Origin of the sequence: Flavobacterium sp. LM4 (genome assembly GCF_002017935.1) — a bacterium.
GTDB lineage: Bacteria > Bacteroidota > Bacteroidia > Flavobacteriales > Flavobacteriaceae > Flavobacterium > Flavobacterium chungangense.
The window spans coordinates 317,946-344,116 of sequence record NZ_MUFW01000001.1; the positions used below are offsets into that span (position 1 = coordinate 317,946).

General features: G+C 31.2%; 25 protein-coding genes. 18 read left to right on the forward strand and 7 right to left on the reverse strand.

Going from position 1 to position 26,171, the window contains the following annotated elements; all coding sequences use genetic code 11:
• The first annotated feature begins 30 nt into the window (after nt 1-30).
• The 12 genes from BXU10_RS01340 to BXU10_RS01395 are packed head-to-tail and all read left to right on the forward strand — an operon-like array spanning nt 31 to nt 13,591.
• Entirely contained in the window at nt 31-1,464 is a 1,434-nt protein-coding gene (locus BXU10_RS01340; RefSeq protein ID WP_078225790.1) for an MBOAT family protein, read from the forward strand.
• A complete protein-coding gene (locus tag BXU10_RS01345) occupies nt 1,464-2,345 on the forward strand; it encodes a hypothetical protein (protein WP_078225791.1) in 882 nt (293 codons plus the stop codon). The genes BXU10_RS01340 and BXU10_RS01345 overlap by 1 nt, the downstream gene beginning before the upstream one ends.
• A complete protein-coding gene (locus BXU10_RS01350) occupies nt 2,345-3,262 on the forward strand; it encodes a hypothetical protein (RefSeq protein ID WP_223255366.1) in 918 nt (305 codons plus the stop codon). Before BXU10_RS01345 ends, BXU10_RS01350 begins: the two co-directional genes overlap by 1 nt.
• Nucleotides 3,259-4,425: a glycosyltransferase family 4 protein gene (locus tag BXU10_RS01355; RefSeq protein ID WP_369801753.1), complete on the forward strand. Its 1,167-nt coding sequence runs from the start codon at nt 3,259-3,261 to the stop codon at nt 4,423-4,425. The genes BXU10_RS01350 and BXU10_RS01355 overlap by 4 nt, the downstream gene beginning before the upstream one ends.
• A complete protein-coding gene (locus BXU10_RS01360; RefSeq protein WP_078225792.1) occupies nt 4,422-5,957 on the forward strand; it encodes a glycosyltransferase family 2 protein in 1,536 nt (511 codons plus the stop codon). The genes BXU10_RS01355 and BXU10_RS01360 overlap by 4 nt, the downstream gene beginning before the upstream one ends.
• On the forward strand, nt 5,954-6,952 hold the full coding sequence (locus tag BXU10_RS01365) for a glycosyltransferase (RefSeq protein ID WP_078225793.1): 999 nt from the start codon (nt 5,954-5,956) through the stop codon (nt 6,950-6,952). Before BXU10_RS01360 ends, BXU10_RS01365 begins: the two co-directional genes overlap by 4 nt.
• Complete coding sequence (locus BXU10_RS01370; protein ID WP_078225794.1) at nt 6,949-7,737, forward strand: hypothetical protein; 789 nt, start codon at nt 6,949-6,951, stop codon at nt 7,735-7,737. Before BXU10_RS01365 ends, BXU10_RS01370 begins: the two co-directional genes overlap by 4 nt.
• Nucleotides 7,724-8,563, forward strand: a complete 840-nt coding sequence (locus BXU10_RS01375; protein WP_078225795.1) for a bifunctional 2-polyprenyl-6-hydroxyphenol methylase/3-demethylubiquinol 3-O-methyltransferase UbiG — start codon at nt 7,724-7,726, stop codon at nt 8,561-8,563. The genes BXU10_RS01370 and BXU10_RS01375 overlap by 14 nt, the downstream gene beginning before the upstream one ends.
• Before the next feature lie 6 nt (nt 8,564-8,569).
• Entirely contained in the window at nt 8,570-9,694 is a 1,125-nt protein-coding gene (locus tag BXU10_RS01380) for a glycosyltransferase (RefSeq protein ID WP_223255367.1), read from the forward strand.
• Nucleotides 9,691-10,770: a glycosyltransferase family 4 protein gene (locus BXU10_RS01385; protein WP_078225797.1), complete on the forward strand. Its 1,080-nt coding sequence runs from the start codon at nt 9,691-9,693 to the stop codon at nt 10,768-10,770. Before BXU10_RS01380 ends, BXU10_RS01385 begins: the two co-directional genes overlap by 4 nt.
• A gap of 16 nt (nt 10,771-10,786) precedes the next feature.
• Nucleotides 10,787-12,136 carry an O-antigen ligase gene (locus BXU10_RS01390; RefSeq protein WP_078225798.1) on the forward strand — a complete coding sequence of 450 codons (1,350 nt, stop codon included), beginning with the start codon at nt 10,787-10,789 and terminating at the stop codon, nt 12,134-12,136.
• A 60-nt stretch (nt 12,137-12,196) separates the two neighbouring features.
• On the forward strand, nt 12,197-13,591 hold the full coding sequence (locus BXU10_RS01395) for a sugar transferase (protein WP_078225799.1): 1,395 nt from the start codon (nt 12,197-12,199) through the stop codon (nt 13,589-13,591).
• A gap of 6 nt (nt 13,592-13,597) precedes the next feature.
• Here the strand turns inward: BXU10_RS01395 and BXU10_RS01400 are convergent, their stop codons facing one another.
• Together BXU10_RS01400 and BXU10_RS01405 are read right to left on the reverse strand one after the other, a co-directional pair.
• Nucleotides 13,598-14,728: a DUF4105 domain-containing protein gene (locus BXU10_RS01400; protein WP_078225800.1), complete on the reverse strand. Its 1,131-nt coding sequence runs from the start codon at nt 14,726-14,728 to the stop codon at nt 13,598-13,600.
• A gap of 25 nt (nt 14,729-14,753) precedes the next feature.
• A complete protein-coding gene (locus BXU10_RS01405; protein WP_078227876.1) occupies nt 14,754-15,737 on the reverse strand; it encodes a PorV/PorQ family protein in 984 nt (327 codons plus the stop codon).
• A 273-nt stretch (nt 15,738-16,010) separates the two neighbouring features.
• Here BXU10_RS01405 and BXU10_RS01410 point away from each other — a divergent pair, with 273 nt between their 5' ends.
• Nucleotides 16,011-16,727, forward strand: coding sequence for a phosphatidylcholine/phosphatidylserine synthase (locus tag BXU10_RS01410; protein WP_078225801.1), 717 nt, complete (start codon nt 16,011-16,013; stop codon nt 16,725-16,727).
• Nucleotides 16,728-16,734: 7 nt separating this feature from the next.
• On the forward strand, nt 16,735-17,586 hold the full coding sequence (locus tag BXU10_RS01415; RefSeq protein ID WP_078225802.1) for a GH25 family lysozyme: 852 nt from the start codon (nt 16,735-16,737) through the stop codon (nt 17,584-17,586).
• A gap of 91 nt (nt 17,587-17,677) precedes the next feature.
• Here the strand turns inward: BXU10_RS01415 and lptB are convergent, their stop codons facing one another.
• From lptB to BXU10_RS01435, 4 genes are all read right to left on the reverse strand, one after another.
• Complete coding sequence (gene lptB / locus BXU10_RS01420) at nt 17,678-18,418, reverse strand: LPS export ABC transporter ATP-binding protein (protein WP_012022391.1); 741 nt, start codon at nt 18,416-18,418, stop codon at nt 17,678-17,680.
• Between the two features lie 166 nt (nt 18,419-18,584).
• Nucleotides 18,585-18,935, reverse strand: a complete 351-nt coding sequence (locus tag BXU10_RS01425) for a carboxymuconolactone decarboxylase family protein (protein ID WP_078225803.1) — start codon at nt 18,933-18,935, stop codon at nt 18,585-18,587.
• Nucleotides 18,928-19,743, reverse strand: a complete 816-nt coding sequence (gene tatC / locus BXU10_RS01430; protein WP_078225804.1) for a twin-arginine translocase subunit TatC — start codon at nt 19,741-19,743, stop codon at nt 18,928-18,930. The genes BXU10_RS01425 and tatC overlap by 8 nt, the downstream gene beginning before the upstream one ends.
• Entirely contained in the window at nt 19,743-20,708 is a 966-nt protein-coding gene (locus BXU10_RS01435; protein WP_031455963.1) for an SIS domain-containing protein, read from the reverse strand. The genes tatC and BXU10_RS01435 overlap by 1 nt, the downstream gene beginning before the upstream one ends.
• An 84-nt stretch (nt 20,709-20,792) precedes the next feature.
• Here BXU10_RS01435 and recQ point away from each other — a divergent pair, with 84 nt between their 5' ends.
• The 3 genes from recQ to BXU10_RS01450 are packed head-to-tail and all read left to right on the forward strand — an operon-like array spanning nt 20,793 to nt 24,180.
• Complete coding sequence (gene recQ, locus BXU10_RS01440) at nt 20,793-22,985, forward strand: DNA helicase RecQ (protein WP_078225805.1); 2,193 nt, start codon at nt 20,793-20,795, stop codon at nt 22,983-22,985.
• A gap of 9 nt (nt 22,986-22,994) precedes the next feature.
• Nucleotides 22,995-23,753 carry a hypothetical protein gene (locus BXU10_RS01445; RefSeq protein ID WP_078225806.1) on the forward strand — a complete coding sequence of 253 codons (759 nt, stop codon included), beginning with the start codon at nt 22,995-22,997 and terminating at the stop codon, nt 23,751-23,753.
• A 4-nt stretch (nt 23,754-23,757) separates the two neighbouring features.
• Nucleotides 23,758-24,180, forward strand: a complete 423-nt coding sequence (locus BXU10_RS01450) for a hypothetical protein (RefSeq protein WP_123921936.1) — start codon at nt 23,758-23,760, stop codon at nt 24,178-24,180.
• Nucleotides 24,181-24,252: 72 nt separating this feature from the next.
• Here BXU10_RS01450 and BXU10_RS01455 read toward each other — a convergent pair whose 3' ends face one another.
• Entirely contained in the window at nt 24,253-24,492 is a 240-nt protein-coding gene (locus tag BXU10_RS01455) for a hypothetical protein (RefSeq protein WP_078225807.1), read from the reverse strand.
• Between the two features lie 111 nt (nt 24,493-24,603).
• Here BXU10_RS01455 and BXU10_RS01460 point away from each other — a divergent pair, with 111 nt between their 5' ends.
• Complete coding sequence (locus tag BXU10_RS01460) at nt 24,604-26,163, forward strand: NAD(P)/FAD-dependent oxidoreductase (protein WP_078225808.1); 1,560 nt, start codon at nt 24,604-24,606, stop codon at nt 26,161-26,163.
• The last annotated feature ends 8 nt before the right edge of the window (nt 26,164-26,171 follow it).

Genomic DNA, 26,171 nt, shown 5'->3' on the forward strand with positions numbered 1-26,171 from the left:
AACTGGTCTTTTATTTTTAAAAATTACTTTATGTTTTTTAATTCCATAGCATTTGCTATTTTTTTACCAATCGTTTTTTTCTTGTATTGGTTTGTTTTTAATAAAACCAAAAGCACTCAAAATGCCTTATTAATTGTTGCCAGTTATTATTTTTATTCCTGCTGGGATTGGAGATTCTTGTTTTTATTGGTTTTCTCTACTTTTCTGGACTATTATACAGGCATTCAAATCGAGAAGGGAAAATCAGAGGGAAGTCGGAAATTTTGGTTTTGGCTTAGTATATTCGTTAATTTAGGTTTTCTGGGAGTTTTTAAATACTATAACTTTTTTGCTGCTTCATTTTCAGAATTATTAAATACTGTCGGAATAAAAGCTAGCCCAATTTTGCTAGATGTGATTCTTCCGGTGGGAATTTCATTCTACACTTTTCACGGTTTATCGTATGTAATTGATATCTATTATAAACGAATAAAAGCCGAATATAACTTTGTAGATTACTCCTTATTTGTGAGTTATTTTCCACTTTTGGTAGCAGGCCCAATAGAAAGAGCGACACATTTATTGCCGGAAATAAAAGTCAAAAGAGAATTTGATTTAGAAAAAGCTAAAGAAGGTATTTATCAAATCATTTGGGGGCTAGTCAAAAAAGTAGTAATTGCTGATACATGCGCAACTTATGCCAATGCTATTTTTGATCATTATACTTCAATGAATTCATTTTCATTAATTCTGGGGGCAGTGTACTTTGCATTTCAGATTTATGGAGATTTTTCAGGGTATTCAGATATTGCATTGGGAGTTTCAAAATTATTCGGATTAGATTTACTACGAAATTTTAATTATCCTTACTTTTCAAGAGATATTGCAGAGTTTTGGCGTCGATGGCATATATCACTTTCGTCTTGGTTTCGTGATTATTTATACATTCCATTAGGTGGAAGTAAAGGCGGAATTTGGATGAAAATCAGAAATACATTTATCATTTTTGTAGTCAGCGGATTTTGGCACGGAGCCAGTTGGACATACATTGCATGGGGATTTATTAATGCTGTTTATTTTTTACCATTGTTATTATCTAATAGCAATCGAAATAATATGGATGCTGTTCTGCTAAAATTCAATTTAGATTCGGCAAAAGTTATAATAAGCATTCTTTGCACTTTTTTATTAACTTGTTTGGCTTGGGTATTTTTCAGAGCCAAAACAATTACGGACGCAGTTTTATATTTAAAGAGAATTTTTACTAATAGAGATTTTAGCTTTCAATATTTAGACAACGAAAGATATAGTTATGAAATTTTGCTGATGATTGGTGTATTTGTTTTAGTCGAATGGAATAATCGTACCAAGGTTGAGCCACTTTCAGGAAAAAGAAGTATGCTTAAAATAGCTTTGGCTATTGGAGCGATAATAGCTTTCGGAACTTATTCAGATTACAAAGAATTTATTTATTTTCAGTTTTAATGAAACAGTTTTTGACTTATACGCTCAAGATTTTATGTATCACAATCTTAATAGCAATCATTCTTGACGGATTTTATACTTATGTTTTTTTGCAATCTAAAAATAGAGGAAAAATAGAGGATGTTTTTAATTCAAAATCCAGAAATTTTGATGTGGTAATCTTAGGTTCATCAAGAGCTAATAATCATTTTGTGCCTGAAATGTTTGAAGAAAAAGGATTAAAAACTTTTAATTATGGAATGAGTGGGGGACATTTATTTGAGGCTTCCTTACTTCTAAAGTTAATGATTGAGAGAAAATATAATATCAAAAATGTAATTCTGGAGGCAGATTTGAATTTGTCCAGCCAACATGAAGCAGAAGGAATATCAGCTTTGTTTTTACCTTACATTCACAATTCTAAAATCATAAAAAAACATTTTGAAGGAAAGGAAAACTTTTCTGAGTTGTATTATATCCCCTTTTACCGATATATTAAATATGAAACTAAAATAGGGTGCAGAGAGACATTTTTTGCAGCTATTCACAAAAAAACAAACCAGTTAGATAACTTAGGATACCATGGATTAGAAAGGCATAAAAATGCTAATATGAAAAATAATATTTCAAAACTAAATCCGTTAGCTCATAATAAATATTATGAAGAAATCAAGATCATCTGCAAGACCAATAAAATTAATTTTATACCTATAATGACACCCATGTGCGAAAATGTGGTGGGTATGAACTATTTTGAGAAAGTAAAAAAAGCTTATCCGGAAATTCATAATTATGAGAATATAGTAATTGAGGATAAATACTTTTCGTCATGTGGTCACATGAATGATGACGGGGCAAAGATGTTTACGGCTAAAATTTTAAAAGACTTTTTCAAGAAATAATGAATATCTCAATCTTTTTTAATGAGGAGTTTATCATGAATATGAAGAAATTTTGTTTTTTTATTTTTAAGATATTACTTTTGGTTTTCACGCTTTCGGTATTGATAGACTACATTTATTCTACATGTTATCTTCAAACTAGGCAAAGAGGAAAAATAGGTTTTATTTTTAATTCAGAGCCTCAAAAATTTGATGTTATTATTTTGGGATCTTCAAGAGCTAATAATCATTTAGTGTCTAAAATGTTTACTGATAAAGGGTTAAGAACATTCAATTTTGGAATGCAGGGATCTAAATTATTCGAATCAGATTTGGTTTTAAAATTGTTATTAGAAAGAAAATGTATTATAAAAAATGTAATAATTGATGTTGATGTAACACTAAAATCGGAACGGAAATCAGAGGCCAATTGTTTAAAATTCTTACCTTATTTCCATCGGTCTCAAGTAATAAAAAAACATTTTGAAGGTTTAAAAGATTATAACGCATTTTGTTACATTCCTTTTTATAGATATTTAAAATATGACACTAAAATTGGTTTTAGAGAAGCATTTTTTTGTAGTATTAATAAAAAAAGCCATGAATTAGATTATGGAGGATATAATGCATTACCTTCACTTAATCAAAAACTGAAAGTAGAAAATTTGAATTTTAACCCTAAACCCAATCGATATTACGAGGAAATAAAGGAAATTTGTAAAATCAATCGTATAAATTTGATTGCGATAATGACCCCAGTTTGTGATAATGTTAAAGGAATTGATTACTTTAAAAAGGTAAATAAATTATACCCCGAAATTCATAATTATGAGAATGTAGTAATCGAGGATAAATACTTTTCGTCATGTGGTCACATGAATGATAACGGGGCAAAGATGTTTACGGCTAAAATTTTAAAAGACTTTTTCAAGAAATGATTCATATAGCTTTTCTAACTCCAGAGTTCCCTCATACCAAAGTGGCAAATGCGGCTGGTATTGGTACAAGTATCAAAAATCTTGCAATAGCTTTGGTTAAAGAAGAAGTAAAAGTTTCTGTATTTGTTTATGGCCAAAAATCACAAGAAATCATTATCGAAAATGGAATTAAAATTCATTTGATAAAAAATAAAAAATATAAATTATTGAGTTGGTTTTTTCATCGAAAATATATTCAGAATTATTGTAATACGATTATTGAAAAAGAAAAAATTTCGCTCATTGAAGCTCCTGATTGGACCGGAATTACAGCTTTTATGAAGTTTAAGATTCCGCTGGTGATTCGTTTTCATGGTAGTGATACCTATTTTTGTCATTTAGAAAAAAGACAACAGAAGCTTAAAAATTTTTGGTTTGAGAAGCTGGCTTTGCAAAATGCGAAAGCCTTTATTGCACCAACTGTATTTGCCAGAGATTTAACTTTATCTCTTTTTAAACTAAGAGGAAAAAAAGTAGAAGTTATCTCAAACGGAATCGAAATTCAGCATTTTAAAAATACCAATCCAAATGAATACAAAAAAGATTTAATAGTATACATCGGAACTTTGATTCGTAAAAAAGGGGTTCTGGAACTTCCTGAAATCTTTCGTAGAGTGCAAAGGGAGTCTGCTGAATCCAAACTGGTTTTAATAGGTGGTGATTCTTTTGATATTCGAACAGGATCAAAATCGACCTGGCAATTGATGCAAAATCAATTTCAAAAAGAGGATTTGAAAAATGTTGAATACCTAGGGAAAATTCCATATGAGGAAGTGAAGCATTATATAAAAAAAGCAAATGTTTGTGTCTTTCCAACTTTTGCAGAAACTTTAGGAATGGTAACTATCGAATCGATGGCGATGCAAAAAGCAGTGGTGAATAGCAATATTGGTTGGGCTCAGGAATTAATTGTTGATGGAGAAGACGGTTATCTGGTGCATCCTGAAAACCATGAATTATACGCAGAAAAAATTATTCAGTTATTAAATAATAAAGGACTTTCTTTGAAAATAGGGCAAAATGCAAGAGCAAGTGTTGAAGCTAAATTTGATATTGAAAAATTAGTAAAAAAAAATATTCAGTTTTATCAGGAAATCATATCTAAAAATCAAAAGCTAACATGATTATTATTTATCATTATAATGCTCAGGTACTGGGAATTGATGGGGGTCAAGGGATTTCTTTTTCACAAAAAAATATTTCTCAGGTCCTATTAGAAGTTGCTGTAGCCTATCCTAATGAATTATTAATCTGGTGCCATAATGATTTGAAACAAAATCTTAACATTGCTGGTTTTCATGATATTTTTCATCATAATAAGATAGTAGCCTCTTACGATCCTTCTGGAAATGGTTTTCTTACTGAAGAAATTGGGTATTGCGAATTATCCTCTTTTATAAACATCAATAAAGAAGTGATTTATCCAACATGGAGAATGAGCAGTTTTGTGGGAGGAATTCATACTTCGGTTATAATTGCTTTAAAAGATAACCTTAAAACATCTGCCAGCTTTGATTATTTTTTGCATTCTTTAGCTAAACTAGCAATGCCTGAGGGGCTTTTATGTTACTCGCAACCTCAGTTATTGCATTCTTTTTCAGGAATTATTCAGTCGCATAAAAAGAATTTTTATATTTTATTTCGGTTTGTAAAACAGCATTATAAAATACATTGGGTTTTTTCACTATTATTAGATTTGTTTTTATACGAAAGAAAATTAGCAATCCTGCCTCTTGTTTGTAGTTTATTTTATAGCAGACGAAAACTAAAAGTAAATGTTTTAAATGAGATTGAAGTACAATCTGAAAAAGTCTTAATTAATAAAGGAACTATAGATGTCATTATTCCAACTATTGGAAGAAAGCAATTTTTATATGATGTTTTGCAAGATTTAAAACAGCAAAGCCATTTACCGCTAAAAGTTATAATTGTAGAGCAGAACCCAAAATCGGATAGTATTTCGGACCTTGATTATATTACGCAAGAAAATTGGCCATTTGAAATAAAACATATTTTCACACATCAGGCAGGAGCCTGCAATGCGCGAAATTTAGCATTTAAGGAACTAAAGAGCGAATGGGTTTTTATGGCTGATGATGATATTAGATTTGAAAAATGTTTTTTAGAAAAAGCTTTGGAAAAAATAAAATTAAGTGGAAACAAGGCTGCTACTTTTAGGTGTTTTCAAAAAAACGAAAAATTAGTCTTTAAAAAAATGTTTCAATGGTCTACTTTTGGCTCCGGTTGCAGCATTGTCCAGCATCAGGCTATGAAAAACTTACAATTTGATATGAGATTCGAATTTGGTTTTGGCGAAGATGCAGATTTTGGTATGCAGCTTCGTAATCAAGGTGTTGATGTTATTTATTTTCCAAAACCTGAAATTTTGCATTTAAAAGCTCCAATAGGAGGGTTTAGAACTAAACCTGTTTTACCTTGGCACAATGACAAAATTCAGCCTAAACCTTCACCAACGGTTATGTTGTTTGATCTGCTGCATTTGTCTAAACAACAGGTAAAAGGATATAAAACCATTTTATTTTTTAAGTTTTATAAATTACAGACTATTAAAAATCCAATACGATATTTTTTGAATTTTAAAATGCAATGGAAACAAAGTGAATATTGGGCGAATGAATTAAAGAATAAAAAATGAAGTTTTCACTAATAGTTTGCACTTATATGCGGCCAGAGCCTCTACTGAAACTCTTAAAATCGGTTCAGGCGCAAAGTTTATATCCAAATGAAATTTTAATTGTAGACGGATCAACTAACAATAAAACGGAAACGATTTTAAAACAAAATTCATTTCAATATTTAAAATACGAATTAGTTTCTGATGAAAATAGAGGACTAACCAAACAAAGGAATTTTGGTATTTCTAAAGTAGCAAAAGATATTGATGTTGTTTGCTTTCTTGATGATGACACCATTTTAGAACCTGATTATTTTAAAAATCTACTTTCTACGTATGAGGTATATCCGGAAGCTTTAGGGGCAGGAGGCTATATTAACAATGAAGTTAAATGGGAGCAAGTTGGCTTGGATTACCATCCCAATATTCGGGAATTTTATTTTGATGGATGGAAACGTAAAGATGGGAGCCGTTTTATTTTAAGAAAAAAAATTAATTTAGATAGTGATCGTCCACCTGGTTTCTCTCCTTCTTTTTCACACGGAAGGAGCGTTGGTTTTCTACCTCCAAGTAATAAAATATATCAGGTTGAACAATTAATGGGAGGGGTTTCGTCTTTTAGAAAATCTGTTTTTGAAAAGTTTTCATTTTCTACTTACTTTGTGGGTTATGGTTTATATGAAGATGCTGATTTTACATTAAGAGTTTCAAAAGCGGGAAATTTGTATTTAAATACCGCAGCTCAATTGTCACATTTCCATGCTGAATCCGGGCGGCCAAATAAATATCAATACGGGAAAATGGTAGTACGAAATGGCTGGTATGTATGGCGTATTAAAAATCCAAATCCAAATGTTGGAGATTTTTTTAAGTGGAATGCTATAACCATTTTATTAACTCTAATCCGTTTTACTAATATAATAACAGAAAAAAATAAAAAAGAAGCTTTTACAGAATCGATTGGGAGAAGTGTTGGCTGGTTAAGTTTGTTTTTTAAAAAACCTAAAATACAATGAAAATAACATCCTTTTTTACTGCACGAAACTATACATATCTTTATTATCTTCTTAAACCATTTCCAAAAGAAGTTAAAAAGGATTGTAATACATATGATGAGTTTACGAATCTTTCAAATATTATTGATTACCTTACTGTAAAAAAATACAAGAAAATAGTTGTTGTGGCTAGTGGGCCCTCAGCTAAAAATGTAAAACTAGAAAAAGATGCCTTGTATTTTGTAACTAATAGTGCACTTGAATTAGTTGAGTCTGTTCCGCATGTTTATGTATTAAATGATTCCTATTATATTTTGAAATATTTAAAATCGATTACAAATTCTAAAGAATGGAAAACAACTGTTTTTTGGTATGTTTCTACTACATCAAAAAGAAAAGAACGTGCAGTAAAACTATTAGAGGAATATTTTGAAACAAAATCCAGAGAGAAGAAGGAATTTTTAATTACAAATATTGATAAGTCATTTATGCTAAAAAATGTTCATGTTGAGCTTGTCGAATTTTTGAAACAAAATTTGGGTATTAATTATTATGGTGTGAATTCTGGTTTTGTCACCCTTGTTTTTGCTTACATTATTTCCGTTATTTCGAATCTTAAAATTGAAATTTATGGTTTGGACATGGGAGAAAAAGGAGAAGGATATTTTGATAAGAAAAAGAAGCTTGGTAAAAGCGTAAAAGGAGAAAAAAATCGAGAAGTTGTGAAGTCTTTTTTACTAAAAGCGTACCAATCTAAAACTGAAATTATTAACCATTCAAATTTTATGACTTATGGAAATAATTAACGAATTTGCACGTTGCAAGGTATGCAATGGTGAAATTGATAATGTAAATTCAACTTTTGATCTTGTTAAATGTCAAGAATGCAAATTTATATTTTCGAAAAAAAAATTTTCAACAGAAGATTTTATCTTAACCTATGATAGATTATATAATGCAAAAGAAAATTTAATATATAAAAAGCATTCAATAGAAGAATATCATCAACTCCAAAAAGGTATAATTCGTATTGGGTATAATAGGAAAAGAATTATAAAAAGTATTATTACAAAACATACTCAAAATGTTTTAGAAGTTGGATCGGGCATTGGGTTGATTGGAATGTACTTAAAGAGATTTAATAATTTGTCTTATTATGGTTTAGAACTCGATGAAAAAACACACCAACGTGCCCTGTCTCTTGGTGTGAATTCTGTTAATGGAGATTTTTCTAAAATGGAAACATTTAATGAAAAATTTGATGTAATTATGATGTGGGAGGTTTTAGAGCATTTACAAGATTTGCAGTTGTTTTTTCAATTGGCTAAAGAAAGATTAAACACTAAAGGTGTTTTTGTGTTTTCAGTCCCTAATTTTGCTAAAATTGATAATTATAGAAATGCTAAAGATAAAATATATCAGAGTGGTCCTCCTGTTCATCTTAATTTTTTCACAAAAGAATCTTTAAAAGAAGTTTTAAATTGGTATGGATTTGATTACGTTATGATTAAAGAAAAGAAATTTCCGTATTTTAATTTTAAATCTTTAAATTTTTATAAAATGTTTTTTAATTCTTTAATAGGAAAATATAATGGGCCTACATTATATGTTACTGCTAAGTTAAATAAGTAAAGTAATTTGTCATTCAGTTTTTGTATCATAACGCATGTCATTCATCAAAATAAAGCAGAAAGGTATTTTGCCTATTCGCCTTATGTTTGGGAAATGAACATATGGCTTAAATATGTTGAGGAGGGAATTTTGGTTGCTCCATTGGAAAACAAAGAGATAACACCGATTGATTTGCCCTATCATCATGAAAAAATTGATTTTAGAGTTATTCCGAATTTTAACTTTTTAGACACTAAGAATATTCTTTTGTCAATATTTAAATTACCAAAAATTTTCTGGGAGGTATTTTGGGCCATGAAAAATGCTGATCATATTCATTTGAGATGTCCTGGTAATGTTGGACTGATTGGTTGTTTGGTTCAGATTTTATTTCCAAATAAAATAAAAACTGCGAAATATGCAGGAAATTGGGATCCCGTAAGTAAACAGCCTTGGACTTATCGTTTTCAAAAATACATTTTGAATAACACTTTTTTAACTCGAAATATGCAGGTATTGGTTTACGGAGTTTGGGAAAACCAATCAAAAAACATAAAATCTTTCTTTACTGCGACATATTCAGAATCGGAGAAAAAAATAATTGAAAAAACAAGTCTGGATTTAGGAATTCATTTTGTTTTTGTTGGGAGCTTAGTTTTAGGAAAAAATCCATTATATGCAGTCAAATTGGTTGAAGAGCTAATTAAAAAAGGAAAAAAAGTTACTTTGGAATTATATGGTGAAGGTCCGGAAAGGCAAAATTTAGAAAATTATATTCAGGAGAATTTGTTAGCAAACCATGTGATTTTAAGAGGTAATCAGACTCGTGAAGTTATGATAGGAGCATTTCAAAAAAGTCATTTTGTGCTTTTACCATCTAAAAGTGAGGGTTGGCCTAAAGCCATTGCTGAGGGAATGTTTTGGGGTTGTGTTCCTATTGCTACAAAGGTTTCTTGTTTGCCCTTTATGCTTGATTACAATAATAGAGGTATTTTGCTAGAGATGAATATAAAAAAAGATGTAGGACAAATTGAAAAAATATTGAATGATGAAAAAACTTTTTTTTCTAAAAGCAAATTAGCATGTCAATGGTCACAACAATATACTACTGATGTTTTTGAAGCTGAAATTAAAAAATTATTAGTCAAATGAAAGTTATACAAATCATAGATTCTCTCGAGGCTGGTGGTGCAGAGCGTATGGCTGTAAACTACGCAAATGCATTAGCTAAAAAAATAACATTTTCGGGATTAGTTGCTACCAGAAAAGAGGGATTGTTGATAAAACAAATTGATTCAGAAGTACCGTATTTGTTTTTAGGAAAAAAGAAAAGAATTGATGTAAAAGCTGTTTTTAAATTAAGGGAATTTATAAAAAACAACAAAGTTGATATAATACAAGCCCATAGTTCTTCTTTTTTTTTAGCTGTTTTAGTGAAATTGACCTTACCAAAAGTTAAAATTATTTGGCATGATCATTATGGGATTTCTCAAGATTTGACTTTTAGAAAAGACATGGTGTTAAAGTATGGATCGCTTTTTTTTAAAGGAAGCATTGCTGTAAATTCATCGTTGAAAAAATGGGCTGAATCTTATTTATGGTGTTCTAAAATTGTATATTTTCCAAATTTTATTTTAAATAATTTTGAAATTAGTGAAAAAGCGGAATTAAGAGGCATTGCAGGAAAAAGAATAATTTGTCTCGCCAATCTACGACCGCAAAAAAATCACAAATTACTTGTTGAAGTTGCTTCCTTAATTAAAGAAAAATTTCCGGATTGGACATTTCATTTATTTGGAAAAGACTTTGAAGATGATTATTCTCAAGGAATTAAAAATTATATTAAAGAATTAAAACTAGAAAAAAATATTTTTTTTTATGGAACCACTCAAAATGTTAGTTCAGTATTAAAACAGTGTGATATTGCCGTTTTGACTTCTTTGTCTGAAGGGCTGCCACTCGCCATTTTAGAATATGGCTTACACAAATTGCCTGTTATTGTTACAAATGTTGGAGAAATTTCAAAAATTATTACCTCAAATGAAGAAGGTTTAATTGTAGAATCAAATAACGTAGCTCAATTTACAAATGCCCTTATTCAGTTTATTCAGAATGAAAAATACAGAAAGGAAGCAGGATTTATGTTAGAACAAAAAATAGCGTTAAATTTCAGTGAAGAATCAATTATTCGTCAATATCTTTCGTGGTTGGATTCATTGATTCATTGATTTTAAAATATTTTAGATGAAAAACATTCGGTCATTCTACATTTATCTCCTTATAATCCATGCATTAATTGCTTTGGTTGTCTTTACAATTCCTTTTTTATCAAAAATTTATGCATTTTTAATTCCAATCATTGGCTTCTACTTTGTTTACATAAACAAAAATAAAAATAATGAAGTTCTTTTAGTAGCAGCTTATATGGTAGGTGTTGAGGTTTTTTTACGAATGACGGGGGGTAATTTTAATAATGAATTTGTCAAAGTAAATGTGATGTTTTTCATGGTTTTAGGTATGATATATAGTAATTTTTCTATTAATGCTTTTATTTATTGGGCTTTTTTATTATTACTAATTCCCGGTATTTTAATAACATCTTCAAATGCTGATTTTACTGCAGATGTGAAAAAATTATTAGTTTTTAATTTATCGGGTCCGTTTTGTCTAGCAATTTCTGCGATTTATATGTATCAAAGGAAAATTTCATTTACTTATTTACAAAATATTATAATTGCAATGGGATTGCCTGTTGTCACAACTACAGTCTATTTGTTTCTATTTAATCCCAGCGTTAAGGATGTGGTTACCGGAACACAATCAAATTTTGAAACATCCGGAGGATTTGGCCCTAATCAGGTTTCGACTGTTTTAGGTTTAGGAATGTTCATTTTTTTTTCACAATTAGTTTTGTTTTCTAAATCAAAAAAACTGATGGTTTTAAATGGAGTTTTAGTGTTGTTGATCAGTTACAGAGCTATTGTTACTTTTTCTAGAGGAGGAGTTATAACCGGTATAGTAATGATTACATGTTTGTTGTTTTTATTATATTATTTTGCTAATGTTAAAGGCAGAAGTAAATTTATTTTAGTTTTTGTATTAACGGCTTTGATGGCCGGAGGAATATGGAGTTATAGTTCATTACAAACATCTGGTCTTATTAATAAACGCTATGCAAATGAGGATGGAGCAGGAAGAACAAAAAAAGATCGCTTGGGTGGAAGAGAACAAATTATGGATGAAGAGATAAAACTTTTTATGGATAATCCCGTTACAGGTGTGGGACCAGGAATGGGAAAAGGTCTTAGGAAAGAATCATTTGGGACTGAAACCGCATCACATAATGAAATAACACGTATGTTAAGTGAACATGGTTTACTGGGTATTTTAGGGCTTATAATACTTTTTATCACTCCATTTATTCTTTATATTAACAATAGACAGCATTTATATTTCTTGTCATTTTATTTTTTTTGGCTCCTGACAATCAATCATGCAGCTATGCGAACAGCTGCTCCTGCTTTTGTTTATGCCTTATCGCTTCTTTTAGTTCAGGTTAAGAATCCTGAAAAAACAGAAAATTCAGACGGTTAAATTCTGTTTTTTATAATACATTTGCCTCAAATTAAAGAGCTTGAAATTAAAATAGAATATATGCAAACAAACAAAAAAATGCATTTTGAAATTTCAGAAAGAAAAGTACTTCTTAGGCTTTTTGATATTGCTTTTATTTTGTTTGCTCTATATTTAATGGACGAGCTTTTTTACTATCCATACTTCAATTTGGATAGTGCAGATTATTTTAGACCAATTTTATTCATTGTTTATCTAAGTGGTTTCGGAGTGATCTTCGAGATGTATAATCTTCAAGTTGCCAGCAATCAGTTTCAGATTCTTCAAAGTGTTGTTTTAACTGTGACAACTGCTACTTTAGTGTATTTATTTACACCCATTTTGTCACCAGAACTTCCAAAGCAGCGATTGGTTATATTGATTTTTTATTTTACGATTCTTGGTGCATTATTGTTTTGGCGTTTTTTTTATGTTTATTTTTTGGCAACCCAAAGATTTTCTCAAAATGTAATTTTAATTTGCAATAAACATCAGTTAGATGAACTCGTTTTGGGACTTGAAAATGTTGATCCGCATTATAAAATTATTGGTTTTGTAAATTCAGATTTTTTAGCAGAACAAGATTTTTCTTTAAATTATATAAAAGAAATTCAAAAGAGTGATTTATTATCTTTTGTAAGTAAAAATAATATTTCTGAAATCGTCATCGCTTCTCAAAAAACGGAGGGTATTACAGCAGATTTATACCAACATTTGCTTCATTTACTTGAGTCAGGACATATTATTAGAGAATATACTCACGTTTATGAAAGTAAAACGCAACGAATTCCGGTTCAATATATTTCTCGGGATTTTTATCGTTTTTTTCCCTTTAGCCGAAGTAACAATAATAAACTATATCTACTATTGGTAAGTATTCTTGAAAACGTTTTTTCTTTAATTGGTTTATGTTTTTGCGCTGTTTTTATTCCCTTCATTTTTATAGCCAATATCTTTTGGAATAAAGGACCTCTGTTTTATACACAGGAGCGAGTTGGTAAATACGGAAAAATATTTCAAATCTATAAGTTTAGGACAATGACTGAAAATTCCGAAACTAATGGAGCTGTTTTTGCGTCATCAAATGATAAAAGAATCACACCGTTTGGAAAATTCATGCGTAAAACAAGAATTGATGAATTACCTCAGTTTATTAATGTCTTGAAAAGGGATATGGCTGTAATTGGTCCAAGACCCGAAAGGCCATTTTTTGTAAAAGAAATTGCAGATATAATGCCGTTTTATGAAACCAGACACGTCATAAGGCCCGGGCTTACAGGCTGGGCACAGGTTAATTATTCATACGGTGAATCTATAGAGGAAAGTCTTATAAAACTGCAATATGATTTGTATTATATAAAACATCGAAGCATATTCCTTGATCTGAGTATTACTTTTAGAACCATTACAACAGTTTTATTCTATAGAGGACAGTAAGTAATTTTAAATGATTATCGGAATTCTTTTTTTATTTCTGATGGCAACTCTTACCAAAACTATCCCGCTGGTAAAAATCATTGGTAAAACAATAAAAAAGTGTGCTTTGTTAATTATAAAGAGTGTATAAATAAGTAATAAAACCAAATGCAGTACAGCGAATTTATAGGTCCATTTTTTATTTTTAAATGCTGATAAAATAATTAAAATCAATAAAAATGGGCTAAATAACAAGATGTTATAATTCATTGCCAGTTCTTGGTGAAAAGAATAAAAACCAACTGAGAAAAAAAAGATTCCCATTACAGACAAAATAAATAAATAAATTTTATCGATAAATTTTTTGTTTATAAGGACAATAAAACCAAGTAAAATAATATAACTGTAAACGTTATTCCACCACGAATCCGGTGTTTCTTTTTTAAAATCTAATAATGTTTTGCTTTTGCTTACAAAAGCATGATTTTCAAAAGTTGTTTTTTCTAAACTATTTTTTAACTCAAAAGGCAGAAATATTTTAGTGCTTAATTGATCTACTTTTGTCCCAAAAATGATGCTCGTTCCTAACTTTTCATAAAAATGACCGTCAAAATAAGGAAATAAAACGCTTCTGTATGTTTTATCCGTATTTTCCTTTTTGGTAATTACGTCTTTTTTTAATGTTTTATTAATGACATCAACCACCATAGAAGTACAGTTTTTATCAATAAATTTATAGGTGTAATAACGATCCTCGGAAAGTAGAGTAGTATTTAAATTGTCAAAAAGTTTTTGTTTTGCCTCTTGTGAAATAAGCAGTTCTTGTTCAAAGACACTTCTTTTTTCGTAATTATATTCATTTATAAAATCAGCATAAGAATGTGCAATTACGAAATATTGTAAATCGCCTTTTGCAAATTTGGCCACAAAGTTTGGAGTTCTGAAATCAAATGCGCCATAATTGTATACAACATCAATATTGTTTGCAGTATCTGCTACACGAATTGCAGTATGTCCGAAAAAGGAATAAGATTCATTGCCAAGTCCACAAGTTAATACACTTACATGTGCTTCTTTTGATAAGGGTAAACTTTGTCCAAAACTAAAATTGAACATCAGTAATAAAAACATTATTTTTCGAAACGTAAAACCTCTCATGGCTGGATTTTTTTAATAATAAATCTTATCTAAAGATTCCTAAGTCTACTTTAAGCGAAAAAATATTAGAATATAGAGCAGTACTTTGGTTTCCTAAATCTGTAAGAGCATAATCAACCTGGATTCCTTTATATTTAAAGCCAAGCCCAATATTAGGCTGAAAATTTAATTTCTCTGTATTGTCTAATTGCGTCACGTTTTGAAAGTTTCCTACTCCTCCTCTTAAAAAAACAAGCTCAGTATAACCAAATTCAAGTCCAAGTGCAGGATCAATGCTCACAATATTGGATGAAATAATATCGTTAGTCTGTTCAAAACGAATATTTAGGTTTGTTCCAACCAAAAGACTCGTATCATTATGAAATTCAAACTTTTTAGAAATTCCTAATTGTGCTTTTGGCAATGTAATCTCAGTACTTTCCGGTAACTCCTGATTTTCTCCGGGAATAGCATCTGAGATTTTCTTATATTCTTCTTCATCAATATTCCAAACATTGTAAGTAGTTGTAATATCTCGTAACATCAATCCAAATTTCCAGCCGTTTCTTTCAAACTGTAGGCCAAAATCAAATCCAAATCCCCAGGAATTAGCAAATTTACCAATTACACGGCGAATGACTTTGGCATTTACACCGTACTGAAATCCTTCAATTGGCAGTTTTCGGGCATACGAAAATGTAAAACCATAATCAGCTGTCGAGAATAAACTGATACGGTTGTAATCAATATTGCCCTGATTATCTATTAATTCTGTTGTATCTAAAATGTCATCTACCCCAAAACGAATCATTGAAATTCCCCAGGCACTTCTGTCATCAATTGGAATTGCATATCCAATATAATCGTACTGAGCAATATTTGCAAAATAATTGGCATGCATTAATGAAATTTGGTGATCCTCAAGATTTGTCAAACCTGCCGGATTCCAATAAACAGAATTAACATCATTTGTCGAAGCAACAACAGCGCTTGACATTGCCAAAGCTGCTGCATCAACTCCAATATTCATAAACTCGTTCGAATATTTTCGAACAGTCTGTGCATAATGGGAAGCACAATTCCAAAACAATAAAAATACTAAGATTTTTTTCAACGTATTTATTTTTTCAAACCTAGGCTTGTTTTAATTTTTACCAAAAATATAATTTTTTACCGAGCTTATTTCTTCCTTTTCATAAATAATATAAAAGTCGAATATTAGAATAAAAAACTCTATTAAAAACGCAGATAAGATTGACTTATTATGCTAAATTTGCTCCTTGGATCTTCAAAATTATAAAAGATGAATATTAAAAAACACATTCCTAATTTAATTACACTAATCAATCTTTTTTGTGGCTGTATTGCCGTAGTTTTTGTTTCTGAACAAAATTATGAAATGGCGTTTTATATGGTTTGTTTAGGAATATTTTTTGATTTTTTTGATGGTTTTTTTGCCAGATTATTTAAAGTTTCAAGCCCGCTTGGTTTGCAGTTGGATTCTTTGGCGGATATGGTAACCAGTGGAGTCGTGCCGGGATATGTTATGTATAGTTTATTTGTAAAAAGCGCTCATCCGCATGACGTGATTGCATCTGCTTTTATTCCTTTTTTAGGATTTATTGTGACTTTAGGTTCTTGCTATAGATTAGCAAATTTTAATATCGACATTCGCCAAACAGATTCGTTTATAGGATTACCAACACCCGCAAACGCTCTTTTTATTTTGAGTTTACCTTTAGTAATTGAACATTCAGATTCCTTAATGGTATTCGAAATTTTAACAAATCACTGGGTTTTATTGGGTATTGTTTTGTGTAGCGCTTATATCCTGAATGCCGAAGTCCCATTATTCTCATTAAAAATTAAGAAGTTTAATTTTAAAGATAATGCTCTGCAAATAGTGTTCTTATTAGTTTCAATCGTATTGGTTTTAGTGATTCATTATATTGCTATTCCTTTAATTATTATTTTCTATGTCCTATTATCGGTTGTAAATAATACGTTTTTGAAAAAGTAGTTTATCAATGGCAAGAAAAACGACTTATCGCAAAACCACGTCCAAAAAATCAGGGAGATCATTCTTTGGTAAGATACTGCGTTTTGTTTTTTTATCCCTATTTGCATTATTGTTTGTTTTTGCAGTTTATCATTACCGTCGCGGATTAGCGTATTATTTAGGTTTTAAAACTAATAAGCTGTCCGAAAAAGAAATTGAAGATAAACGATTGTCAGATATTCGTAATTTTCAGGTACTGGCAAAACATCAAGGAAAATCAATAGGGTTGGATGTGTCTGAGTATCAGGGCGAAATTAGGTGGTCTTATGTAGATACTTTAGAACAAAAATATCCTCTTGATTATGTGTTTATAAGAGCAACTATAGGAAGAGACAGAAAAGATTTTCAGTTTAAACGAAATTGGATTGGTGCCAAAAAAAATAAAATGATCCGTGGGGCTTATCACTATTACAGGCCAAACGAAAATTCTATTGAACAGGCCGATCTTTTTATTAAAACGGTTAAACTTGAAAAAGGTGATTTGCCTCCAGTTTTGGATATAGAAAAATTGCCAAAAAATCAATCTTTGGATAGTTTGAAAAAAGGATTGAAACGCTGGCTTTTAAAAGTAGAAGATCATTACAAAGTACGCCCAATCATTTATACAGGGGAGCGTTATTATTCAGATTTTTTAAAAGATGAATTTGGGGAATATTTATTTTGGATAGCCAATTATAATTTCTACAGAGAAAAAATTGAAGATGACTGGTTATTTTGGCAGTTTACAGAAAAAGCAAATGTACCAGGAATTGATCGTAATGTAGATATAAACATTTATAATGGTGATCTACAACAATTGCAGTTCATCACAGTCGATTAGTTTTTTTTGTAAAGAGTAGTGAAAAGAAAAATGGGAAGAATTAAAATAAATGTTTTAGTTCTTCCCATTACTATTTTACTATAAATTATTTTTAAAATTCCAATTTCTTCTTACGCAGCTCAAAATTTTGCCCAAGGTAAACACGGCGAACCATTTCGTCTTCAACTAATTCTTCCGGAACTCCTGCTTTCAAAATTCCACCTTCAAACATTAAATAGGTTTTGTCTGTGATAGCCAAAGTTTCCTGAACGTTGTGGTCGGTAATTAAGATTCCAATATTCTTGTTTTTTAACTGAGCTACAATTCTCTGGATATCTTCAACCGCAACTGGGTCAACTCCTGCAAAAGGTTCGTCTAATAAAATGAATTTTGGATCTGTGGCCAAGGCACGAGCAATTTCAGTACGTCGTCGTTCTCCTCCTGAAAGTAAATCACCACGATTGGTACGAATATGTTCTAAACTGAATTCTTCAATTAAACTTTCCATTTTTGCAATCTGTGCTTCCTTTGAAAGTTTAGTCAATTGTAAAACGCTTAAGATATTATCTTCAATGCTTAGTTTTCTAAAAACGGAAGCCTCCTGTGCTAAATAACCAATTCCTTGTTGTGCGCGTTTGTACATTGGATAATCGGTAATATTCAAATCATCCAGATAAATGTTTCCCTGATTTGGCTTTACTAATCCCACAATCATGTAAAAAGAGGTTGTTTTCCCGGCACCATTTGGCCCCAAAAGCCCAACGATTTCTCCCTGATTTACTTCAACGGAAATTCCTTTTACAACACTGCGGCCTTTATAGGTTTTGATTAAATTATCGGCTCTTAGCTTCATTTTTGTTTAATTAGATAATGTGTCAATTGGATAATTAGATAATTCAATTCTGTAGAAATATATCTTTTATCTTTGAGAGAGGCAAAATAAGTTAAAATAAATTAATCAATTAAGAGAATTAACAAATCATGTTTAAAATTATCTAATTGACTAATTATCTCATTGTCTAATTACCTGCTTCTTCAAGAGCTTCCCAAAATTCATATGCTCTTCTTAAATGCGGAATTACAATTGTTCCTCCAACCAAAGTTGCGATTCCCATTGCTTCCATCATTTCTTCTTTGGTTACTCCTTCTTTATGACTTGTTTCTAAATGATATTTTACACAGTCGTCACATCGTAAAACAGCAGAAGCCACTAAACCTAAAAGTTCTTTTGTTTTTACATCCAAAGCTCCTGGTGCATAGGCATTAGTGTCAAGATTAAAAATTCGCTTTACAATTTTATTGTTATCAGCCAGTAATTTTTCGTTCATTTTAGAACGATAGTCGTTAAATTCTTGAATAATATCAGACATTTTCTTTGTTTTTGTTTTTATAAACAATTTTGGATATAAGAATACTAATTTCGTATATAATTAACATTGGTATCGCTACAATTGTTTGACTTACAACATCTGGGGGAGTAACGATTGCAGCTACAATAAGAATGATAACTACAGCATATTTCCAGTATTTTCTTAAAAAATCAGGTGTTACCAAGCCTAATTTGGTTAAAAAATAAATAATGATTGGTAACTCAAAAAATAATCCACTGGCAAGAATACTTGTTTTTACCATCCCCATGTAAGAGGACAAGGTAAATTGATTCTGGACAACATCACTCACCGAAAACGTGGCAACGAAATTTACTGACATTGGAATTACCACATAATAGCCAAATATAACACCTAAGAAAAAAAGTAATGAAGAGGCAAAAATAAACAACTTTGCATTTTTTCTTTCTTTCTCATATAAAGCAGGACTGATGAACTTCCATATCTCCCATAATATATAAGGGAAACCCAGAATAAATCCGCATAAAATACACATCCATACAAATATGTTAACCTGACCTTCCATTTCAGTATTTTGAATTATAAAATTCATTTCAGTAATACAAATGCTGTCAGCAAATCCTAATTGATGTGATAAGTCGCAAAACCATTGATAGGTAAAAAATGAAGGTCTTGTAGGTCCTAATAATATGACATCGAACAGATAATCGCTAATAAAATAGGCAAAAAAAGCCATTACAAGTATGGCAATTGTACTTCTTACCAATAACCATCTTAATTCTTCAAGATGATCTAAAAAAGACATTTCGTTAAGGTTTTTCTTTGTCATTATACAATTCCTTCTTTTAAAATGTCATGTAAATGCAATACTCCTTTGTATTGGCCATCGTCAGAAACAATCAATTGTGTTATCGAAAAATCTTCCAAAATATTCAGGGCATCTACAGCCATGGTATTTGAAGAAACTAATTTTGGATTTTTACTCATAATATCTTTGGCGGTTAAATCTGCAATCGAATCTCTGTCGTTCAGCATTCTTCTAATGTCCCCATCTGTTATAATTCCTATTATTTTATCATTTTCGATAACGGCAGTTACACCAAGTCTTTTTTCGGAGATTTCAAAAATTACCTTTTTAACAGATGTGTCCGGTGAAACCATAGGTTTTAAGGAATTCTCAATCATATCTTTTACACGCAGTAATAATTTTTTGCCTAAAGCGCCCCCTGGGTGATAAACGGCAAAATCTTCGGGTTTAAAGTCACGCATTTCCATAAGGCAGACTGCAAGTGCATCACCCATGACAAGTTGTGCTGTTGTGCTGTTTGTAGGAGCAAGATTTATGGGGCATGCTTCCATATCAACAGTGGTGTTTAAAACATAATCAGAACCTTTTGCTAAAAACGAAGTTATATTTCCTGTCATTCCAATCAAAATATTTCCAAAGCGTTTTAGTAAAGGAACTAAGGCCTTAATTTCCGGGCTATTTCCGCTTTTTGAAATACAAATTATAATGTCGTCATTTTGTATCATTCCTAAATCTCCATGGATCGCTTCAGAAGCATGAAGGAACATAGAAGGGGTTCCGGTAGAATTGAATGTGGCAACCATTTTTTGCGCAATAATGGCGCTTTTTCCGATTCCTGTAACAATTAATCTGCCTTTTGTTTGGTAGATGCGTTGTGTTGCTTCGTAAAAATTTTCATCAAGAAAATCAATTAATTTTGTAATTGCCTCACTTTCAGAGAGTATTGTTTTTTTTGCGATAGCTAAAATATTTTCTTTTGTAATCAAAACAGGAAAGTTAAAATTTGTGAATGTGAAAGAAATTCGTATCTTTATGATGCAAATTTATACAAAATACCATTAATATAAAGAATGAATTCAAACGAAATTGAAATACATAAAGAATTAAAGAAGTATTTCGGCTTTAGCCAATTTAAGGGTTTGCAGGAACAAGTTATTACAAGTATTTTAAATAGAAAAAATACTTTTGTCATTATGCCAACCGGGGGTGGTAAATCTCTTTGTTATCAACTACCTGCTTTAATTCAGGATGGAACAGCAATCGTTGTTTCTCCTCTAATTGCTTTAATGAAAAATCAGGTTGATGCTATTCGAAGTCTTTCTTCTGAAAATGGAATTGCACACGTACTTAATTCATCTCTCACAAAAACAGAAATTGCTCAGGTCAAAAAAGATATTACATCTGGTTTAACTAAACTTTTATATGTTGCGCCGGAATCTTTAACAAAAGAAGAATATGTGGCTTTTTTACAAAGTGTTCCTATTTCATTTGTAGCAATTGATGAAGCGCATTGTATTTCAGAATGGGGTCATGATTTCAGACCTGAATATCGAAATCTGAAAAACATCATCAAACAATTAGGACAGGTTCCTATTATAGGACTTACTGCTACTGCAACTCCAAAAGTTCAGGAAGATATTCTGAAAAACCTTGATATGTCAGATGCGAGTACTTTTAAAGCATCTTTCAACAGACCAAATTTATATTACGAAGTACGTACAAAAACTAAAAACATTGAGTCGGATATTATTCGATTTATTAAACAGCATAAAGGAAAATCAGGAATTATTTACTGCCTGAGTCGTAAAAAAGTAGAATCGATTGCTGAGGTTTTGCAAGTCAACGGAATCAGTGCTGTTCCTTATCATGCAGGTTTAGATGCAAAAACCCGTGCCAAACATCAGGATATGTTTTTGATGGAAGATGTAGATGTGGTGGTTGCAACAATAGCATTTGGAATGGGAATCGATAAACCGGATGTTCGTTTTGTAATTCATCACGATATTCCAAAATCTCTCGAAAGTTATTATCAGGAAACAGGTCGTGCCGGACGTGATGGAGGAGAAGGACATTGTTTGGCTTACTACTCTTATAAGGATGTGGAAAAGCTAGAAAAATTCATGTCTGGGAAACCAGTTGCCGAACAGGAGATTGGTTTTGCTTTGTTGCAGGAAGTTGTAGCTTATGCCGAAACCTCAATGTCAAGAAGAAAGTTTCTTTTGCATTATTTTGGTGAAGAATTTCCGGATAATGGCGATGGGGCTGATATGGATGATAACGTGCGAAATCCTAAAAACAAAATTGAAGCGAAAGATCAGGTTGTTAAGTTGTTGGAAATTGTTCGCGATACCAAGCATATTTACAAATCAAAGGAAATTGTATTTACTTTAATTGGCCGTATAAATGCGGTTATTAAGGCACATAAAACAGATACGCAGTCGTTTTTTGGTTCAGGATCTGACCACGACGAAAAATATTGGATGGCACTTCTTCGACAAGTTCTCGTAGCCGGATATTTATCTAAAGATATAGAAACTTATGGAGTAGTTAAAATCACCAAAAACGGATTGGATTTTATTGAAAAACCAGTTTCTTTTATGATGTCTGAAGATCATGAATATAATGAATCTGAAGATGAAGCTATTGTCACTGCTGGAAAATCATCAGGAACTGCAGATGAAGTTTTGATGGGGATGTTACGTGAATTGCGTAAAAAAGTAGCCAAAAAACTTGGAGTTCCTCCTTTTGTCGTTTTTCAGGATCCTTCTCTTGAGGATATGGCTTTAAAATACCCGATTACTTTAACAGAATTGTATAATATTCATGGAGTTGGGGAAGGAAAAGCCAAGAAATATGGTAACGATTTTGTTGCTTTAATTAGTCGATATGTAGAAGATAATGATATTATTCGCCCCGATGATTTAGTGGTAAAATCAACCGGAGTTAATTCAGCTAATAAATTGTATATTATTCAGAATATAGATCGAAAATTACCATTAAGTGACATTGCTTCTGCCAAAGGACTTTCCATGGATGCCTTGATTAAAGAAATGGAAATGATTGTGTATGCAGGAACCAAGTTAAATATCAAATATTGGGTTGATGATATGCTTGATGATGATCAGCAGGAAGAAATTCACGATTATTTCATGGAATCAGAATCCGATAAAATCGAAGATGCACTTAAAGAATTCGATGGAGAATATGATATTGATGAATTACGACTGATGCGAATTAAGTTTATTAGTGAGGTTGCAAACTAAAATGTTTCTATGAGTTTAAAGTTTTTTTTTACCTTTATTTTTCTTCTTGCAACGGTAAATTTATTTGCGACAGCCCAAGTTCCAGATTACTTAATAGTAGAAAAGGACACTTTAAGCATACAATCAAATCCATTAGAAGGTTATTTTAAGGAACATCCAATTCCTGCAAATTTAATTACCTTAACGTCCAGTGCTAATTGGAGAGGTTATATTGCTTATTTTAAATTTTTGGATGGGAAATTAGTTGTTGAAAATATTTATAAAGAAGAATACAAAGAAGATGATAAGGGAAATTCTCATTTCTTTTTGACGTCAATATATAAGAACATTTTTGGTGAAAATAAAAATTTTGAATGCAGTTATTATTCCGGCCTTTTGATTTGCCCTTCTGGAAAAATATTGCAGTATGTTCATATGGGGTATAGTTCTTTGTATGAAAATTACAATCTTATAGAATTAAAAGATGGAGTTAAGGTAAAATCTAAAAAGTTAACTGCTCAGGAATTTATGGATTATAAAAAGGATTATTTTAAATACTATAAGAAAACTGAAGAATACCAACAAAAAGCAAAAGAATTTAAAGAAATGACAGATGATGTTGATAAAAAGCTGGATTTGAGCATTTCTGGAAATTCAAAGAACAAAAAGAAAGAAAATAAATATTTGAAGGAAAAAGAAGCTGCTTACAAAGCAGATAAAGAAGTAGAATCTTTTATGTTTATCTTTTTAAATGATTATATGAAAACAATTGAAATACCAGTTAATTAATTTTATGAAAAAAGCTTCCTTATTATTTGCGCCAGTAGGTTTGATTTTATTATCACTCTTAATTTTTAGTTTTTCATCAAATCTAAAAGAACAAGACTCAAAATTAATTGGTGTTTGGAAAGGTTTCGAAGTTGAGAAACAAATTGAAGGTGTAGAAAAACATTGGATACAGCAAAGATTTGAAAATGGCACCTATGTTATTATGTTTACAACAAAGCAGGACTGTCAAATAGAAACTTTTACAGAAAAAGGGAAATGGTGGACAGAAAAAGGAAAATTCTATGAACTTTCATCCAATGCAAAAGATCCTGAAATATACATATACAATGTAAAAAATGAGGATGAAGTGGTAGATTTTAAAAGTGTTAAGATGTCAGGAGAAAAAAATGAAAGTTATACCTTTAGTGACTACAAAATTAGTTTCTAATCCCTAAAAAAATAAAAAATTCCAAATTCAAACTGAAAACTCAGTTTGAATTTGGAATTTTTTATTTACATCTTACTCAGAATACAGTTCTCCTCGATGTGGTTTCAAAGCATCTCTTACCAGAATCATGTTTTCATCAGTAACAACCATAAAAGCAATTGCCAGCATTTCGGTGATGACTTCAAAACCCGTTATATTTAAGGGGAGTTTTTCGATTGCGATATATTCTTTCAAATGAATTTCATGATGTTCCGCTGTTTTTGCAGAAGCAGGACCACGAAAATCCCAAATTAGTTTTATTTTTCTGGACATTATTATTGGTGTAAAGTTTCAAAGACACAAAGGTACAAAGTCTCACTTCAAAATGTTATTTTTGCATATTCTTTTCATAAATAGAAAAGCTAATCGAATAAATAAAATACAATGCCAAGAGAACTTTTACTTCAGGTAACTCCCGAAATAGCAGCAAATGAATTATTGCTAAAAGACTATTTGTCCAAACAAATAAAAGTATCTCCCCAGGAAATTCAACATGTTTCGATTCTGAAGCGATCAATTGATGCGCGGCAAAAAGCGATAAAGATCAATTTAAAAGTATTTATTTATTTAAAAGGAGAACCATTTCAGGAATCTAAAATTGAACTTCCTGTATATAAAGACGTTTCAAAATCGCAGGAAGTAATTGTTGTTGGTGCTGGTCCGGCAGGGCTTTTTGCAGCTTTGCAATTAGTTGAATTGGGTCTAAAGCCAATTGTAATCGAACGAGGAAAAGACGTGCGCGGACGCCGACGTGACTTAAAAGCAATAAATCGCGAACATATAGTAAACGAAGATTCTAATTATTGTTTTGGAGAAGGTGGCGCAGGAACTTATTCAGATGGGAAATTATATACTCGTTCTAAAAAGCGTGGTGATGTTACCAGAATCTTAGAACTTTTAGTAGCTTTTGGAGCATCAGAAGATATTCTGGTAGAAGCGCATCCTCATATTGGGACCAATAAATTACCTAAAATAATCGAAGACATTCGTAACAAAATAATCGAATTTGGCGGTCAGGTTTTGTTTGATACCCGTGTGACCGATATATTATTAAAAAACAATGAAGTTGAAGGAATTGTAACTCAAAATGGAGATACGATTCTTGCCAATAAATTGATCTTGGCAACGGGTCATTCTGCACGTGATATTTTTGAGTTATTAGATAAAAAGAAAATTTTTATTGAAGCAAAACCTTTTGCATTGGGTGTACGCGCAGAGCATTCTCAGCAATTAATTGACAGTATTCAATATAGTTGTGATTATCGTGGTGAACATTTACCCCCCGCGCCATATTCTATTGTAAAACAAGTTAACGGACGCGGAATGTATTCATTTTGTATGTGCCCCGGAGGTGTAATTGCTCCTTGTGCTACAAGTCCGGGAGAGGTTGTTACAAACGGCTGGTCGCCTTCTAAGCGTGATCAGGCAACGGCAAATTCCGGAATTGTAATTGAATTGAAATTAGAAGATTTTAAACCTTTTGCAAAATTTGGCGCCTTGGCCGGAATGGAATTTCAAAAAAGTATTGAACAAAAAGCATGGCATTTAGCAGGAAGAACGCAAAAAGTTCCGGCACAGCGTATGATTGATTTTACTCAGAATAAAGTGTCAGCAGATATACCAAAAACATCTTATGTTCCCGGAATCACTTCGGTAGAAATGGGGCAGGTTTTTCCAGGATTTTTATCGCAAATTTTGCGTGAAGGGTTTAAAGAGTTCGGAAAATCCATGCGGGGTTATTTGACCAACGAAGCAATTTTGCATGCACCGGAAAGCCGAACTTCATCACCGGTTCGTATTCCAAGAGATCCTATTACTTACGAGCATTTGCAAATAAAAGGTTTATATCCGTGTGGAGAAGGAGCGGGCTATGCGGGGGGAATTATTTCTGCGGCAATTGATGGTGAAAAATGTGCTTTGATGATTGCGGAAACTTTAAAATAATTTTAGAG

Excerpts from the sequence above, each read along its gene's own strand:
- BXU10_RS01340 (WP_078225790.1), top strand. The coding sequence starts at position 31 with ATGTTTTTTAATTCCATAGCATTTGCTATTTTTTTACCAATCGTTTTT.
- BXU10_RS01345 (WP_078225791.1), top strand. The coding sequence starts at position 1,464 with ATGAAACAGTTTTTGACTTATACGCTCAAGATTTTATGTATCACAATC.
- BXU10_RS01350 (WP_223255366.1), top strand. The coding sequence starts at position 2,345 with ATGAATATCTCAATCTTTTTTAATGAGGAGTTTATCATGAATATGAAG.
- BXU10_RS01355 (WP_369801753.1), top strand. The coding sequence starts at position 3,259 with ATGATTCATATAGCTTTTCTAACTCCAGAGTTCCCTCATACCAAAGTG.
- BXU10_RS01360 (WP_078225792.1), top strand. The coding sequence starts at position 4,422 with ATGATTATTATTTATCATTATAATGCTCAGGTACTGGGAATTGATGGG.
- BXU10_RS01365 (WP_078225793.1), top strand. The coding sequence starts at position 5,954 with ATGAAGTTTTCACTAATAGTTTGCACTTATATGCGGCCAGAGCCTCTA.
- BXU10_RS01370 (WP_078225794.1), top strand. The coding sequence starts at position 6,949 with ATGAAAATAACATCCTTTTTTACTGCACGAAACTATACATATCTTTAT.
- BXU10_RS01375 (WP_078225795.1), top strand. The coding sequence starts at position 7,724 with ATGGAAATAATTAACGAATTTGCACGTTGCAAGGTATGCAATGGTGAA.
- BXU10_RS01385 (WP_078225797.1), top strand. The coding sequence starts at position 9,691 with ATGAAAGTTATACAAATCATAGATTCTCTCGAGGCTGGTGGTGCAGAG.
- BXU10_RS01390 (WP_078225798.1), top strand. The coding sequence starts at position 10,787 with ATGAAAAACATTCGGTCATTCTACATTTATCTCCTTATAATCCATGCA.
- BXU10_RS01395 (WP_078225799.1), top strand. The coding sequence starts at position 12,197 with ATGCAAACAAACAAAAAAATGCATTTTGAAATTTCAGAAAGAAAAGTA.
- BXU10_RS01400 (WP_078225800.1), bottom strand. The coding sequence starts at position 14,728 with ATGAGAGGTTTTACGTTTCGAAAAATAATGTTTTTATTACTGATGTTC.
- BXU10_RS01405 (WP_078227876.1), bottom strand. The coding sequence starts at position 15,737 with ATGAATATTGGAGTTGATGCAGCAGCTTTGGCAATGTCAAGCGCTGTT.
- BXU10_RS01410 (WP_078225801.1), top strand. The coding sequence starts at position 16,011 with ATGAATATTAAAAAACACATTCCTAATTTAATTACACTAATCAATCTT.
- BXU10_RS01415 (WP_078225802.1), top strand. The coding sequence starts at position 16,735 with ATGGCAAGAAAAACGACTTATCGCAAAACCACGTCCAAAAAATCAGGG.
- lptB (WP_012022391.1), bottom strand. The coding sequence starts at position 18,418 with ATGAAGCTAAGAGCCGATAATTTAATCAAAACCTATAAAGGCCGCAGT.
- BXU10_RS01425 (WP_078225803.1), bottom strand. The coding sequence starts at position 18,935 with ATGTCTGATATTATTCAAGAATTTAACGACTATCGTTCTAAAATGAAC.
- tatC (WP_078225804.1), bottom strand. The coding sequence starts at position 19,743 with ATGACAAAGAAAAACCTTAACGAAATGTCTTTTTTAGATCATCTTGAA.
- recQ (WP_078225805.1), top strand. The coding sequence starts at position 20,793 with ATGAATTCAAACGAAATTGAAATACATAAAGAATTAAAGAAGTATTTC.
- BXU10_RS01445 (WP_078225806.1), top strand. The coding sequence starts at position 22,995 with ATGAGTTTAAAGTTTTTTTTTACCTTTATTTTTCTTCTTGCAACGGTA.
- BXU10_RS01450 (WP_123921936.1), top strand. The coding sequence starts at position 23,758 with ATGAAAAAAGCTTCCTTATTATTTGCGCCAGTAGGTTTGATTTTATTA.
- BXU10_RS01455 (WP_078225807.1), bottom strand. The coding sequence starts at position 24,492 with ATGTCCAGAAAAATAAAACTAATTTGGGATTTTCGTGGTCCTGCTTCT.
- BXU10_RS01460 (WP_078225808.1), top strand. The coding sequence starts at position 24,604 with ATGCCAAGAGAACTTTTACTTCAGGTAACTCCCGAAATAGCAGCAAAT.